This window comes from Mesorhizobium sp. M0514, from assembly GCF_040321145.1.
Classification (GTDB): Bacteria; Pseudomonadota; Alphaproteobacteria; order Rhizobiales; family Rhizobiaceae; genus Mesorhizobium.
In genome coordinates, this window is the sequence record NZ_JAMYQZ010000021.1 from 43921 (window position 1) to 57672 (window position 13752).

A 13752-nucleotide genomic window follows, 5' to 3' on the forward strand; every position below is an offset into this window, starting at 1 on the left:
TCAGGCTCGCTATGCGCCGCGTTCGACCAGGAAGCGGTGGCCGCCGCTGACGGCTGACGTTTCAACAAGCTGGTGACCAGCGTCGGCGCAAAAGGCGGGGATGTCGATGACCGCCAGCGGGTCGGTGGTCTCCAGCCAGAGCCGGCTGCCCGGCTGCATCGCCGCCAAGCGTTTTTTCGCCTTGAGAACGGGCAGAGGGCAGTTCAGGCCCTTGAGGTCATAGATCGCGGTGTGATTTGTTTGTTTGTCTTCATGCATGTCTTTGTCCCAAAACCGCGGCGCACTTTTGGGCGGCATGCATCGGCAAGGCGAAAACCTCAGCCGCCGAACATGCCTAGCAGCTTGTTCTTGATCTTCGACATCCGGCTTTCGTCCGCCGGCGGTTCTGCAGGCGCCGCCTCGACGCTCGCAGTGGCGACCGGCTGCTGGGCGCCCTGCTTGGCTGCTTCCTTTTCGGCCAGCGCTTGGGCCTTTGCCGCTTGCTTTTCAGCCAGTGCCTGGGCCTTGGCGGCCTTCGCTGCCTCAATGGCAGCAACCCGCTGTTCCTCGGCCTTGCGCTTGGCTTCCTTCTCTGCGTCCAGCGCCGCCATCTTGCGGCCGGCGGGCGAATCGATGCGGCCCATGCGCGCCGTCTCGGTCAGCGTGCCGTCGGAATTCAGCGACGGCGGTTCGATCGGCACGCGCTCGCCCCGGGCGCGGCGCTTCGACCAGTCGGAAACGATGCTGGCTTCCTTGATGCCAGCAATGGTCGGCTTGGGCGCCGGAACACTGGCCTTGACCGCGCCGGTGAAGGCCGCGTCATAGCTGCTTTGATAGGCGTTGAGTGCGCTCTTCAGCGAATCCGGCTGCGTGGTCGCGGGGCAGGCGCCAGTCGGATCGAATGTCGTGCCCTCGGGCGCCACCTGGTTGAAGACATAGCGCTTGTCGCAGACATCGACCTTCGGCGGCACCTTGGTGATCTCGAAATTGTCGTAACCGACCTTCAGCATCTTCCAGAACTCATAGTTCGGGTCGTTGCGGTAGCGCGCCATGTTGGCGGCGGTCATGCGGAATGGGAAGGCCTGGATCTGGAACTCGGTCTGGCCGCCCTGGAAGGCATCGCGACCAAAAGCGTAGATCTGCTCGATCTGCGGGTCGGTCATCGAATAACAGCCCGACGACGAGCAGGCGCCATGCACCATCAGATTGGCGCCGGTGCGGCCATTGGCACGGTCATAGGCGTTGGGATAGCCGATGTTGAAGGACAGATGATAGTTCGAGCGCGGATTCATCTGCGACGGGCGGACCGTATAGAAACCTTCCGGCGCCTGGCGGTCGCCCTCGGTGTATTTCGGGCCGAGCTTGCCCGACCATTTGCAGATGTCGTAGCTGGCGACCATCTCGTAGCGGCCGGTGGTCTTGGCCTTCCAGATTTCGAGCTTGCCTTCTTCCTTGAAGATGCGAGCCATCACCGACGAGGTGCGGATCATGCCCTTGGCCTTCATGTCGGCCAGGATCTTGTCCGGCAGCGGCTTGCTGGCTTCCGGCGCAAAATTCTTCATCGAGGAATCGTTGCAGCCGGCAACGCCAAGCGCGGCGATCAGAAGTCCAGTGCGGGCAAGCTTGGTAAACATGGATACGGCTATGTCTTTTTCTCGCGTCACGGCCGGATAGCGCCCGGGCCTGCATGCTGAACACTGACGGACCCTAAGCCCGTTAACCTTGAAAATTCCTTACCGCAAGCGTCGGACGGCGCCCCCCACGGCAATTCGCCCGGTGTCACGGATTTTTTATTGAGCCGAATGCAGCGGCATTTTTGTGGCGAAATTGCTCCTTGACGCCACATTGCGGTGCGCTGCCGGCCAAAATCAGAGGCTGCGGCCCATCGCCAGATATTTTTCGCGGCGCTGTTCGCGAAAATTGGTGTTGGCGCCGGCAAAATCCTTCATCGTCTTGGCGATGAGGTCGCCGGTGGCGGCGATCACCGTTTCGGGCGCGCGCTGGGCGCCACCGAGCGGCTCGGCAATGATGGCGTCGATGATCTTCATTTCCAGAAGGTCCTGGGCGGTGATCTTCATGTTGGTCGCCGCATCTTTCGAGCGCGTCGTGTCGCGCCACAGGATCGAGGCAGCGCCTTCCGGCGAGATCACCGAATAGATGGCGTGTTCCAGCATGTAGACGCGGTTGGCGGTGGCGATCGCAATGGCGCCGCCCGAACCGCCTTCGCCGATGACGACCGAAATCGATGGCACTTTGAGGCCGAGGCAGGCCGAGGTTGAGCGGGCGATGGCTTCAGCCTGACCGCGTTCCTCGGCGCCAACGCCGGGATAAGCGCCGGCGGTGTCGACCAGCGTCAGAAGTGGAATCTGGAAACGGTCGGCAAGTTCCATCAGCCGGACGGCCTTGCGGTAGCCTTCAGGACGCACTGAGCCGAAATTGTGCTTGAGCCGGCTCGCCGTGTCGGAGCCCTTTTCCTGGCCGATGACGGCCACCGGTTCGCCGCGGAAGCGAGCGAAGCCGCCGATGATCGCCTGGTCCTCGCCGAAATTGCGGTCGCCGGCGAGCGGCGTGAAATCGCTGAACAGGCCCTTGATGTAGTCGAGGCAATGCGGCCTGTCGGTGTGGCGCGCGACCTGCACCTTCTGCCACGGCGTCAGCGCCTTGTAGATGTCGCGCAGCGCGTCGCGCACGCGCTTCTCGAGCCGGCTGATTTCGTCGCCGACGTCGACCGCCTCGCCATTCTCGGCAAGCTTCTTCAGCTCGAGGATCTTGAGTTCAAGGTCCTGCACCGGCTTTTCGAAATCGAGGTAATTGTACATTCTTGAGCGGACCGATGCGTCGGAAGGCAAACATCGCGCAGATGTAGGCTCCGCGCGGACACGTTGCCCTCACATAGCGATATGAGGCCTAGTCGGCAAGCGGATGATGATCGTTGACCAGCCGCACCAACCGCTCTTCCAGCACATGCGTGTAAATCTGCGTGGTCGAGATATCGGCGTGGCCGAGCAGCTGCTGCACCGCCCTGAGATCGGCGCCGTTCTGCAGGAGATGGCTGGCGAAAGCATGGCGCAGCACATGCGGCGAAATTTTCGCCGCCGATATGCCGGCCCGCGCGGCAAGGCCTTTGAGATCGCGGGCAAAGACCTGCCGGGAGAGAAAGCCGCTGTCGCCGGCGGCCGGGAACAGAAACGGGCTGTCGGCGAAAGCCGGCACCGACGCCCGGGCCGTGAGCCATGCCCGCATCGCCATGCGGGCCTTGGCCGACAGCGGCACCATGCGCTCCTTGTCGCCCTTGCCGCGCACCATGAAGAAGCGGTCGTCGCGCTGGGCGACGGTCACCGGCAGGCCGACAAGTTCGGAGACGCGCAGGCCGGTGGCATAGAGCACCTCGACCAAAGCGTGCAGGCGCAGTGCCGCCACCCGGTCGCCATTGACGCCATCGCCTGTCTCAAGCGCCGCACGGTCGAGCAGCCGACCGGTATCGGCCTCGCTCATCGTCTTGGGCAGCGGCCGGCCCTTTTTCGGACTGTCCAGCGTGCCGGTCGGGTCGTCGCCGCGCAAGCCCTCGGCGTAGAGAAACTTGAAGAACTGGCGGATCGCCGACAGTTTGCGCGCCTGCGACGTCGACGCAAAGCCGCGCGCTGCGATGTCGTCGAGATAGGCGCGGATGTCGGCTGCGGCGGCGGCGGCAAGCCCGCCGGCAATCTGCTGCGAAGCGTCTTCGAGATCCCGGCGGTAGGAAGACAGCGTGTTTTCAGCGGCACCGCGTTCGGCGCTCATCATCTCGAGAAAGGCTTCGATGCGGGCCGCGCTGTTCATGTTCCAGGGGTCAGTTTGGGTCAGTTTTTCTTGGGGTTCAGCTTTTCCGGTGGGATGCGCACGGTGATTTCCGCCTTTTTCGGCTCGACGAACATCGCCAACGCCACCATCGTGCCATAGGCAATGCCGGCAAGAATCATCATCGTCACGACAAAGCGGAACAGCGTCGGCATCAATCTTCGCCCGTCTTCTTGCTCTGCGATTCCAAACCCTGTGCCCTTATGGGACGCTAATTCCTTCAATTCAAGGACGAAGGGCTCTGGGTGCGAAAGGCGCTATGCTTGACGCAAACGGGCTTTTGATGTCGATACGCCGGCAAAGACGGCTTAGAAACAGCATGGTCTCATGAACGCGTTACCAGCAAATCCTCCCGGCGATAGCCATGCCGCGCTGCTCGACAGGCTGGGCAGCCGCTCGATCGTCTTTGTCGGCCTGATGGGCGCCGGCAAGACGGCGATCGGCCGCAAGGTGGCGACGATGCTGTCGCTGCCCTTCGTCGACAGCGACCAGGAGATCGAAACCGTGTCGCGCATGACGGTGCCGGAACTGTTCGAACGCTATGGCGAGACCGAATTCCGGGCATTGGAGCAGCGCGTCATCCTGCGCGTGCTGGAGAGTGGGCCGCAGGTGCTGTCGACCGGCGGCGGCGCGTTCATGAATGCGCAGACGCGGGAAGCGATCGCCGGGCATGGCGTGTCGGTGTGGCTGAAGGCCGAGATCGACCTATTGATGGAACGCGTGTCCAAGAAGCAGAACCGGCCGTTGCTCAGAAGCGCCGATCCGCGCGCCGTGCTCGAGCGACTGATGGGCGAGCGCTACCCGGTCTATGCCACGTCCAACATCACCGTGCCGACACGCGACGACCGCAAGGAGGTCATTGCGACGGAGGTTGTCGACGCGCTGTGCGGGCATTTCGGCATTCCGGCTCCGACTGCGCCAGGCGAGGTGCGGCTGTGAGCGAACCGGTCACTGTCGAGGTCGGCCTTGGCGAGCGTGCCTATGACATCCTGATCGGCCCTGGCCTTTTGGCGCGCGCCGGCGCCGAGATTTCTAGCCGCCTGCCCGGCACGAGGGCGGCGGTGGTCACCGACGACAATGTCGCGGCGGCACATCTCGACGCGCTGAAGGCCGGTCTGGAAACAGGCGGCATCCAGCCTGCCGTCATCACTTTGCCGGCCGGCGAAAAGACCAAGAGCTTTGCCCATCTCGAAGAGGTGGTCGACGGCGTGCTCGCCGCCAAGCTGGAGCGCGGCGATGTCGTCATTGCGCTTGGCGGTGGCGTCATCGGCGACCTGACCGGCTTTGCCGCCGGCATCGTGCGCCGCGGCATGAATTTCGTCCAGATTCCAACCTCGCTGCTGGCGCAGGTCGATTCCTCGGTCGGTGGGAAGACCGGCATCAACAGCCCGCGCGGCAAGAATCTGGTCGGCGTCTTCCATCAGCCGAAGCTGGTGCTGGCCGACACCGAAGTGCTCGACACGCTGCCGATCCGCGAATTTCGCGCCGGCTATGCCGAGCTTGCCAAATACGGGTTGATCGACCGACCGGAGTTTTTCGCCTGGCTGGAAGCGAACTGGGAAAAGGTGTTCGCTGGTGGTGCGGAACGGGCGGAGGCGATTGCCGAGGCCTGCCGCGCCAAGGCCGATGTCGTCGCCCGCGACGAGTTCGAAACCGGCGACCGCGCACTGCTCAATCTTGGCCACACATTCGGCCATGCGCTGGAAGGCGCCACACAGTATGACGGCGCCCGCCTCGTGCATGGCGAAGGCGTCGCCATCGGCATGGCGCTGGCGCACGGCTTTTCCGCAAGGCTCAATCTGGCCAGCCCCGACGACGCGGCGCGGGTCGAGGCGCATCTTCGCGCCGTCGGTCTACCCTGGCGGATGGCCGACATCCCTGGTGAGTTGCCCGATCCCGAGGTGCTGCTTGGCTTCATCACCCAGGACAAGAAAGTGTCGCGCGGCGCGCTGACATTCATCCTGACGCGCGGCGTTGGCCAGGCTTTTATTGCCAAGGATGTACCGGCGTCTGAAGTGCTTTCGTTCCTCAGGGAGAACCACCCGGGCCAGGAAAGCCGGCAATGATGATCAACGAGCCCGGCTGGACCGCCGTCGCCGTCCTTGCCATCCTCATCCTGCTTGTCCTGGCCGTGCGCACGCGCCTGCTTGCCATGTTCGGCTATGAGTTGTCGCGCATCGAGCCGCAGCGCTCGACCCAGGACGAGTTGCGCGGTGCGGTCGACGATTTCCGCCGCGACGGCCAGATGGTGCGAGAGGACCGCGACCGCGTCGGCGGGCTGTTCGATCTCGCCGAGCTCGAAGTCTCCGACATCATGGTTCACCGCACCAATATGCGCTCAGTCAATGCCGACAATGGGCCGGAAGCGGTGGTGCGCGAGATCCTGCAGAGCCCGCACACCCGCATGCCGTTGTGGAAAGGCTCTCTCGACAACATTGTCGGCGTGCTGCACGCCAAGGACCTGCTGCGAGCGCTGAACGAGGTCGGCAACGACTTTTCCCGGATCGACGTGATGAAGATCGCGTCGAAGCCTTGGTTCGTGCCCGACACCACCACGCTGCAGGAACAGCTCAACGCCTTCCTGCGCGCCAAGGCGCATTTCGCTATCGTCGTCGACGAATATGGCGAGGTCGAAGGGCTGGTGACGCTGGAGGACATTATCGAGGAGATCGTTGGCGAGATCGCCGACGAGCACGATGTCGACATTCAGGGCGTGAAGCAGGAGGCGGACGGTTCCGTGGTCGTCGACGGCACCGTGCCGATCCGCGATCTCAACCGGGCGCTCGACTGGAACCTGCCTGACGAGGAAGCGACCACCATTGCCGGGCTGGTCATCCACGAGACGCAGTCGATCCCCGAGGAAAAGCAGGCTTTCACCTTCCACGGCAAGCGCTTCGTGGTGATGAAACGCGACAAGAACCGGATCGCCAGGATCAGGATCAGGCCGGCGGGCGAATCCTAAAGGTACCGAGCAGGCCCGCAACAGAACGCTCTTTGCCGAGTTTATGCCGCGATCTGGCTCGTAGACCGTTCGTGGATTGTCGCACCGGTTTGAGCGTCAACTGCAACCAGGCTGACCTCGTAGCCCCAGAGGCTGCGGACATGGCGGAGCGTCGCGTCACGGCTGGCGCCTTCGAGCACAACACCATCCTTTACCCTGTGTTGCAGTCGCAACTGCCGGTCGCCGAGCAGGTCGACATCAATCACCTGGATGTCCGGCCGATTCGCTCCAAGGTCGTAACTGTGGGCAAGCTGGGCGCGTATCTTGTGATAGCCACGTTCGTTGTGGATCGACGCGACTTCGAAATGCGGTTTGTCGGCTCCATCGCCAAGCACGAAGAACCGCCATTTTCGGATCAAGCTCGGGCTGAGGTACTGTCGGATAAAGGATTCGTCGCGGTGGTTGGCCCAGGCCTCAAGCAGGACCTCGCGCCAGTTGCCATGTCCTGCAATGTCCGGGAACCAGTCGCGGTCCTCCGCCGTCGGCTCGGTCGAAATGCGCTGTATGTCCTGCATCATGTCGAGGCCGAGGGCATAGGGATTGATGCCTGAAAACCGGGAATCGTCAAAGGCCGGCTGGAAGATCACGTTCGAATGGTTGCGCAGGATTTCGAGCATGGCACCTTCGCCGATCCGGCCACGATCGAATAGCATGTTCATGAGCGTATAATGCACGAAGGTGGCGCAGCCTTCATTCATCACTTGAGTCTGTCGCTGCGGGTAGAAATATTGCGCGATGACGCGGACGATCCTGATGATCTCGCGCTGCCAGGGTTCCAGGATCAGGCTGTTCTTCTCGAGGAAATACAGGAGGTTTTCCTCGGGCAGGTTGAGCGATCTCTTGCGCTCCGCCATCCCTTGATCCTCATTGCCGGACTTGTTTTTGTTCTGCGACGGCGGCAGCGTGCGCCACAGATCGTTGTAGGAGCGCTCTTCATATTCGAGGCGCTCGCGAAGCCCTTCGCGCTGTCGCTCCGACGAGAGCTTTGGCGGCCGGTGGTAGCGGAACACCCCTTGTTCCATCAGCGCATGGGCGGAATCGAGAATGGCCTCCACTGCTGCAAGGCCGTGCCGCTCCTCGCACCGGGCGATGTAGCCCTTGGCGAAGTCCAGATAACCCAGGATTGCCCCGGCGTCGGTCCATTGCTGAAACAGATGATTGTTCTTGAAGAAATGATTGTGGCCAAGCGCCGCGTGGGCCGTCACAAGGGCCTGCAACGCCATGGTGTTTTCCTCCATGAGGTAGACGATGCAGGGATTGGAGTTGATGACCAGTTCATAGGCCAGCCCCCGGCCACCCTTACGGTAAAGAAGCTCCTGGTGAAGGAAATGTTTGCCGAACGACCAATGCCGATACATCAGTGGCATGCCGATAGATGAGTAGGCGTCGAGCATCTGCTGGGAGGAGATTATCTCCATCTGGACCGGGTAAGTATCGAGATGCAACTCGTCGACCGCGATCGCCTCGATCTCTTCAAAAGCCCGCGATAATTTCTCGAAATTCCAGTCAGAACCGGAAAACAACAAATTCGTTTCGTTGGCTCGCCTGACCATCTCTCTCTCTCAAGCGCTCTTGATGGCCGCCGGCTGCCTGGCGAAGAGCCGGTGGAAGACCGGGTAAATATCCGCGGGAGCAGCGATGCGGCTCATCTGGAAGTTGGGCCATTTCAGCTCAATCGTACTGTAGGCGCGCCAAAGCGACGTCCCGTTTTCGGTAGCACCGAATATGTGGCTCTCGCGTTCGTCGATGATCTCGACATAGGCGAAATACTGGCACAGGCGCATGAGCTTGCCGTTCAGGAGCTCTATGCATCGCTCGGAATCGGTGGTGAAATTGTCCCCGTCAGAGGCCTGCGCGGCGTAAATGTTCCACTCGCTGGCAGGATAGCGCTGGCCGATAATGCGGTGCATTTCGTCGAGCGCGGTGGAGACGATCGTACCGCCGCTCTGCGTGTTGTAGAAGAACGTGTCCTCATCCACTTCGTGCGCCTCATGGGTATGGCGGATGAAGACGATCTCCGTGCGTTCGTAGCGCCGTTTCAAGAACAGGTGCAGCAGCACGAAGAAGCGTTTGGCCAAGTCCTTTTCGCGTTGGCCCATCGATCCGGACACGTCCATAAGGCAGAACATGACGGCATTGGCATTCGGCACCGGCCGGGCGTCGAAGCGGTTGAATCGGATATCGACCGGATCGACAAAGGCAATTCGCCTGCGCCGTCGCTCCAGCCGGTCAAGCTCGTCGCGTAATTCCGCGATGCGCTGGCGCACCGCCGCGCCGGCCGGGGCCGACTCAAGCGTGACGATTTCCCGGAGGATCGCCTCCAGTTCCTGCTGCGTGGGGCGCCTCAGCGCAATGCGTCGGCCTAGGCTGTTGCGCATGGTGCGGCCGGCATTGATGTTGGTCGGGGAACCGGTCGCCGCGAAGCCGGCCCGGCGCGGCTTGAAGGCAAGGATTTCCTTGAGATTGAGCTTAACCAGGTCGGGCAGTTCGAGATCCTCAAAAAAGAGTTCGAGCACCTCCTCGCGTGACAGCACGAAACGAAAATCGTCTTCCGACGCCGTGTTTCCTGGCGACGACGCCGCGCCGCCCCCATGCGGCTTCGGGAGCAGGTCTCCAGGGGAAAAATGCCTGTTGCCCGGAAGGATGTGTCGGCGCCGTCCGCTGGCCCTGTCATCGTTGAAGCTCGGCTCGGCTGTTTTCCTTTCAGGCATGGGCACGGCGTGCTCGGTATCCACGTCGGCGATCCTGCCAGTGCGGATTTGATCGCGAATGCTCCGCTTCAACTCCTCGCGAGCACGCCTGAGGAAGCGCTGTCGATTGCCAAGGCTCTTGTCCTTGGGGTTCAGGCGACGGTCGATGAAGATCGGCATGGAACCATCCGGCTCTGTCAACCCGCCTTGTTCACCCGCATGTACCAGTCCACCAGCCGGCGTACCTGCCGTTCTGTGTAGCCACGCTCGATCATGCGCTGCACGAATTCGTTGTGGCGCTTTTCCGTAACGCTGTCTTGCTTGGAGCCGAAGCTGATCACCGGCAAGAGGTCCTCGACCTGTCCGAACATCCGCTTCTCGATGACCTCGCGCAGTTTTTCATAGCTGGTCCATGACGGGTTGCGGCCGTGGTTTCTTGCGCGAGCGCGCAGAGTGAACTTCACCACCTCGTTACGGAAGTCCTTGGGATTGGCGATGCCTGCCGGTTTCTCGACCTGCGAAAGTTCGTTGTCCAGGATCTCCCGGTTGAGGATCTGGCCGGTGTCGGGGTCCTTGTAGTCCTGGTCCTCAATCCAGGCATCCGCATAGGCGATGTAGCGGTCGAAGAGGTTCTGGCCGTATTCGCTATAGGACTCCAGATAGGCCTTCTGGATTTCGTGGCCGATGAACTCGGCGTAGCGCGCCGCAAGCTCCGACTTGATGAATTCAAGATAGGCCGCTTCCGTTTCCTTCGGGAACTGCTCCCGCTTGATCGCCTCCTCCAGAATGTACATCAGATGCACAGGATCGGCGGCCACCTCCTCATTATCGAAGTTGAATGTCTGCGAAAGGATCTTAAAGGCAAAGCGCGTGCTGACGCCCGTCATGCCTTCATCGACGCCGGCGGCGTCGCGATATTCTTGGACCGACTTTGCCCTGGGATCGACTTCCTTCAGATTTTCGCCGTCATAGGCGCGCATCTTGGTGTAGAGCGGCGAGTTGTCGTGCTCGGCCAAGCGCGTCGAAACTGCAAAGCGGCTGAGGATGTCCAAAACTTCAGGGGCACAGGGGCTGGCGGCCAACTCGCTCTCACGCAGCAATTTCTCATAGATCTGCCTCTCTTCGGTGATCCGCAGGCAATAGGGTACCTTGACCACCAGGATGCGATCGAGAAACGCCTCGTTGTTCTTGTTGCTCTTGAACTGTTGCCATTCCGACTCGTTGGAATGGGCGACGATGATCCCCTGGTAGGGAAAGGCGCCGAAATTTTCAGTGCCGTTGTAGCTGCCTTCCTGTGTCGCGGTCAGCAGCGGATGCAGAACCTTGATGGGTGCCTTGAACATCTCGACGAATTCAAGCAGACCTTGCGTGGTCCGGTTCAGGCCACCGCTATAGGAATAGGCATCGGGGTCGGACTGGCTAAAATTTTCCAATTGCCTGATGTCGACCTTGCCGACCAGGGCCGAGACATCCTGATTGTTCTCATCGCCAGGTTCGGTCTTGGCAATGCCGATCTGGCGCAGCCGCGAAGGCATCAGCTTGACGACGCTGAATTTGGAAATGTCGCCAGACAATTCGTCGAGGCGCTTGGCCGCCCATGGCGAAATCAATCCGTTCAGCCGGCGCCGGGCTATGCCGTATTTATCCTCTAGCAGATCACCCATGTGATCGGGATGGAACAGCCCAAGCGGCGACTCGAAAACCGGGCTGATCTGGTTGCCGACCTTCAGCGTGTAGATCGGGCGCTGCTCCATCAGTTTCTTCAGGCGCTCGGCCAGAGAGGATTTGCCGCCGCCGACCGGGCCGAGGAGATATAGGATCTGCTTGCGTTCTTCGAGCCCCTGCGAGGCATAGCGGAAATATCCAGCTATGCGCTCGATCGTATCCTCCATTCCATAGAAGTCAGAAAAATGAGGGTAGATCTTGAGGGTCCGATTCGCGAAAATGCGGCCGAGGCGCTCGTCTTTGCTGGTGTCAACCAGTTTTGGTTCGCCGATTGCGTCGACCATCCTTTCGGGCGCCGAAGCGTACATCGATTTGTCTTCCCGACAGGCAAGAAGATACTGTTGGATGCTGACCTCTTCGTCCGCCGCATTGGCATAAATTTCCGAAAAAAGATCGAAGACGTCGGATTGGGTTGCACGCATGATGTTCTGCCCTCGGAGCCGATCTGGATTCCAATCGCCTCATCACCTTCAACTGTCGGAAAGCATTGTTGGTTCCCTTCACATGAAGGAGAGTGGCTGCAATCCGGGTAGAAGGCTTGGGAGGAAACATTCGGAGTGGCTGGAATGGCGGGTTGCCCGGTGCTGCGGCGCTGATGGGCGGCGTTGTCGCCGGCCAGCTATCTCGATCGACACAAGCATCCGCCGACCTTCATCGCCTATTCGCGCGCCGAAGGCCGCGACGACCAATCGAAGGCTTTGCCAAACGCCTGCGCGCCATCGGCACTGAAGTGACGCTGTTCGACGGCAACGCCTACACGCACATGTCGATAAATCACGACTTCGGCGAGGACGGCGACGCGTTGACCGCCGCGATGCTGGCCTTCCTGAATGGACCGTCGGTTGATCGCCGGATCCCCGCGAGGCGTCCTGGATCAGACCAAAAGCCCCGGCGGGACATTGCCGACCCGGCGCCTACAGGTGCAATTGTTCCTGAATTGTCGATTGGGAAAGAAAATCATGAATGGCGCCGATCTGCTGTGCGACGTGCTCCTGGCCAATGACGTCACGGTCTGCTTCGCCAATCCTGGCACATCCGAAATGCATTTCGTTGCCGCACTGGACCGCAAACCTCAGATGCGTTGCGTGCTCGGCCTGTTCGAGGGCGTGGTGACCGGCGCCGCCGACGGCTATGCGCGCATGACCGACCGCCCGGCAGCAACGTTGCTGCATACCGGACCGGGTCTCGCCAACGGTTTGGCCAACATGCACAACGCAAGGCGTGCGCGCAGCCCGATGATCAACATTGTCGGCGACCATGCTTCTTACCATCTGCCGCTCGATGCCCCGCTGACCAGCGACATAGAAGGCCTGGCGTCGCCGATGTCGAACTGGGTTGGCCGCGTCAAGGGGCCGGCCGATATTGTGCCGGCCGCAGAGGCGGCTTTCCGCGCCTCACTCACGCCGCCTGGCGTCACGACGCTGATCCTGCCTGCGGATGCCGCCTGGCGCGAAGTTGCTGCGATTTCACCTGGCAAGGTGGAGCTTGAGCCGCCGCCCGCCGTCGACATGGCTGTTGTGCGCACGATCGCCGAAGCAATCCGCGCCGCGCCGGGCCGTGTCGGCATGGTGGTGCGTGGGCAGGCGGCGCGCGCCGATGGACTTGAAATCGCAGGGAGAATCTCATCGGGAAGCGATGTCAGGCTGTTCAGTGAGGTTCTGATCGCCCGCATGCAGCGCGGCCGCGGGCGGTTCGCCCCGACCCGCATTCCCTATCCGGTCGATGCGGCGACGGCCACGCTCCGGGATATCGATTTGCTGGTGCTGGTCGGCGCCAAGGAGCCGGTTGCCTTCTTCGCTTATCCCGGCAAGCCCGGGCGGCTGGTTCGGGACGATTGCAAGGTGCTTTCGCTGGCGGCGCATGGCCAGGATCTGAAAGCGGCGCTGGAGGCGCTGGCCGACGAGCTCGGCATCAAGCCGACGCAGCAATTCGCCGCCGCAACCGCCATTCCAGACGAACCGACGCTGAGCGGCAGACTGACGGACGATGCCATCGCGCTGTCGGTGGCGCGCAAACTTCCGGCCAATGCCATCGTCTGCGACGAAGCGGTCACCTCCGCGAGACGGTTCTTCACGCTATCCGTCTTTGCGGCGCCGCACGACTACATGATGGGTACGGGCGGATCGATCGGCGGCGGCATTCCCATGGCTACCGGCGCGGCGATCGCCTGCCCGGACCGCAAGGTGATCAATCTCGAAGCCGACGGCAGTGGCATGTACACGGTGCAGGGACTGTGGACCCAGGCCAGGGAAAAGCTTGACGTCGTGACCATCATCTTTTCCAACCGGACCTACGCCATCCTGCATGGCGAAATGAAGAATGTCGGGGTCAATGAGATCGGCGAGAACGCTAGGCGCATGCTCGATCTCGACCATCCGGCGCTGGACTGGGTTGCGCTGGCCAAAGGCATGGGCGTCGAGGCGGCCCGCGCCGACACGTGCGAGCGGTTCGACGCGCTGCTCGACAGTGCCCTGTCGCGTCCGGGACCGTTTCTCATCGAAGCGGTGATCTGAGGCGGAG

Annotated in this window: 13 protein-coding genes; 5 read left to right on the forward strand and 8 right to left on the reverse strand. The window is 61.7% G+C overall.

Annotated elements, in window-relative coordinates:
- Window positions 1-9 precede the first annotated feature (9 nt).
- The 5 genes from NKI61_RS11440 to NKI61_RS11460 all read right to left on the reverse strand — a co-directional run bounded on the left by NKI61_RS11440 (window position 10) and on the right by NKI61_RS11460 (window position 3971).
- Complete coding sequence (locus tag NKI61_RS11440; RefSeq protein ID WP_027050749.1) at window positions 10-258, reverse strand: sulfurtransferase TusA family protein; 249 nt, start codon at window positions 256-258, stop codon at window positions 10-12.
- Window positions 259-317: 59 nt separating this feature from the next.
- Window positions 318-1613, reverse strand: a complete 1296-nt coding sequence (locus NKI61_RS11445; RefSeq protein WP_023737432.1) for a L,D-transpeptidase family protein — start codon at window positions 1611-1613, stop codon at window positions 318-320.
- A 234-nt stretch (window positions 1614-1847) separates the two neighbouring features.
- Window positions 1848-2798 carry an acetyl-CoA carboxylase carboxyltransferase subunit alpha gene (locus NKI61_RS11450; protein ID WP_352839554.1) on the reverse strand — a complete coding sequence of 317 codons (951 nt, stop codon included), beginning with the start codon at window positions 2796-2798 and terminating at the stop codon, window positions 1848-1850.
- Between the two features lie 88 nt (window positions 2799-2886).
- A complete protein-coding gene (locus NKI61_RS11455; protein WP_352650956.1) occupies window positions 2887-3798 on the reverse strand; it encodes a site-specific tyrosine recombinase XerD in 912 nt (303 codons plus the stop codon).
- A 20-nt stretch (window positions 3799-3818) separates the two neighbouring features.
- Window positions 3819-3971: a hypothetical protein gene (locus NKI61_RS11460; protein WP_023670666.1), complete on the reverse strand. Its 153-nt coding sequence runs from the start codon at window positions 3969-3971 to the stop codon at window positions 3819-3821.
- 172 nt (window positions 3972-4143) lie between these two features.
- Between NKI61_RS11460 and NKI61_RS11465 the strand changes: the two genes are divergently transcribed.
- From NKI61_RS11465 to NKI61_RS11475, 3 genes are read left to right on the forward strand one after another with little or no spacing between them, the layout of a single operon-like run.
- On the forward strand, window positions 4144-4755 hold the full coding sequence (locus NKI61_RS11465) for a shikimate kinase (RefSeq protein WP_352839556.1): 612 nt from the start codon (window positions 4144-4146) through the stop codon (window positions 4753-4755).
- On the forward strand, window positions 4752-5882 hold the full coding sequence (gene aroB / locus NKI61_RS11470) for a 3-dehydroquinate synthase (protein WP_023737433.1): 1131 nt from the start codon (window positions 4752-4754) through the stop codon (window positions 5880-5882). Before NKI61_RS11465 ends, aroB begins: the two co-directional genes overlap by 4 nt.
- A complete protein-coding gene (locus tag NKI61_RS11475; protein ID WP_023737434.1) occupies window positions 5882-6778 on the forward strand; it encodes an HlyC/CorC family transporter in 897 nt (298 codons plus the stop codon). Before aroB ends, NKI61_RS11475 begins: the two co-directional genes overlap by 1 nt.
- A 41-nt stretch (window positions 6779-6819) precedes the next feature.
- Here NKI61_RS11475 and NKI61_RS11480 read toward each other — a convergent pair whose 3' ends face one another.
- The 3 genes from NKI61_RS11480 to NKI61_RS11490 are packed head-to-tail and all read right to left on the reverse strand — an operon-like array spanning window position 6820 to window position 11654.
- Window positions 6820-8370 carry a SpoVR family protein gene (locus NKI61_RS11480; protein WP_352650954.1) on the reverse strand — a complete coding sequence of 517 codons (1551 nt, stop codon included), beginning with the start codon at window positions 8368-8370 and terminating at the stop codon, window positions 6820-6822.
- Window positions 8371-8379: 9 nt separating this feature from the next.
- A complete protein-coding gene (locus tag NKI61_RS11485) occupies window positions 8380-9687 on the reverse strand; it encodes a YeaH/YhbH family protein (protein ID WP_352839558.1) in 1308 nt (435 codons plus the stop codon).
- Window positions 9688-9704: 17 nt separating this feature from the next.
- Window positions 9705-11654: a PrkA family serine protein kinase gene (locus NKI61_RS11490; RefSeq protein WP_023686732.1), complete on the reverse strand. Its 1950-nt coding sequence runs from the start codon at window positions 11652-11654 to the stop codon at window positions 9705-9707.
- Window positions 11655-11827: 173 nt separating this feature from the next.
- Here NKI61_RS11490 and NKI61_RS11495 point away from each other — a divergent pair, with 173 nt between their 5' ends.
- Together NKI61_RS11495 and NKI61_RS11500 are read left to right on the forward strand one after the other, a co-directional pair.
- A complete protein-coding gene (locus NKI61_RS11495; protein ID WP_352839560.1) occupies window positions 11828-12235 on the forward strand; it encodes a hypothetical protein in 408 nt (135 codons plus the stop codon).
- Window positions 12192-13745, forward strand: coding sequence for an acetolactate synthase large subunit (locus tag NKI61_RS11500; protein ID WP_352839562.1), 1554 nt, complete (start codon window positions 12192-12194; stop codon window positions 13743-13745). The genes NKI61_RS11495 and NKI61_RS11500 overlap by 44 nt, the downstream gene beginning before the upstream one ends.
- The last annotated feature ends 7 nt before the right edge of the window (window positions 13746-13752 follow it).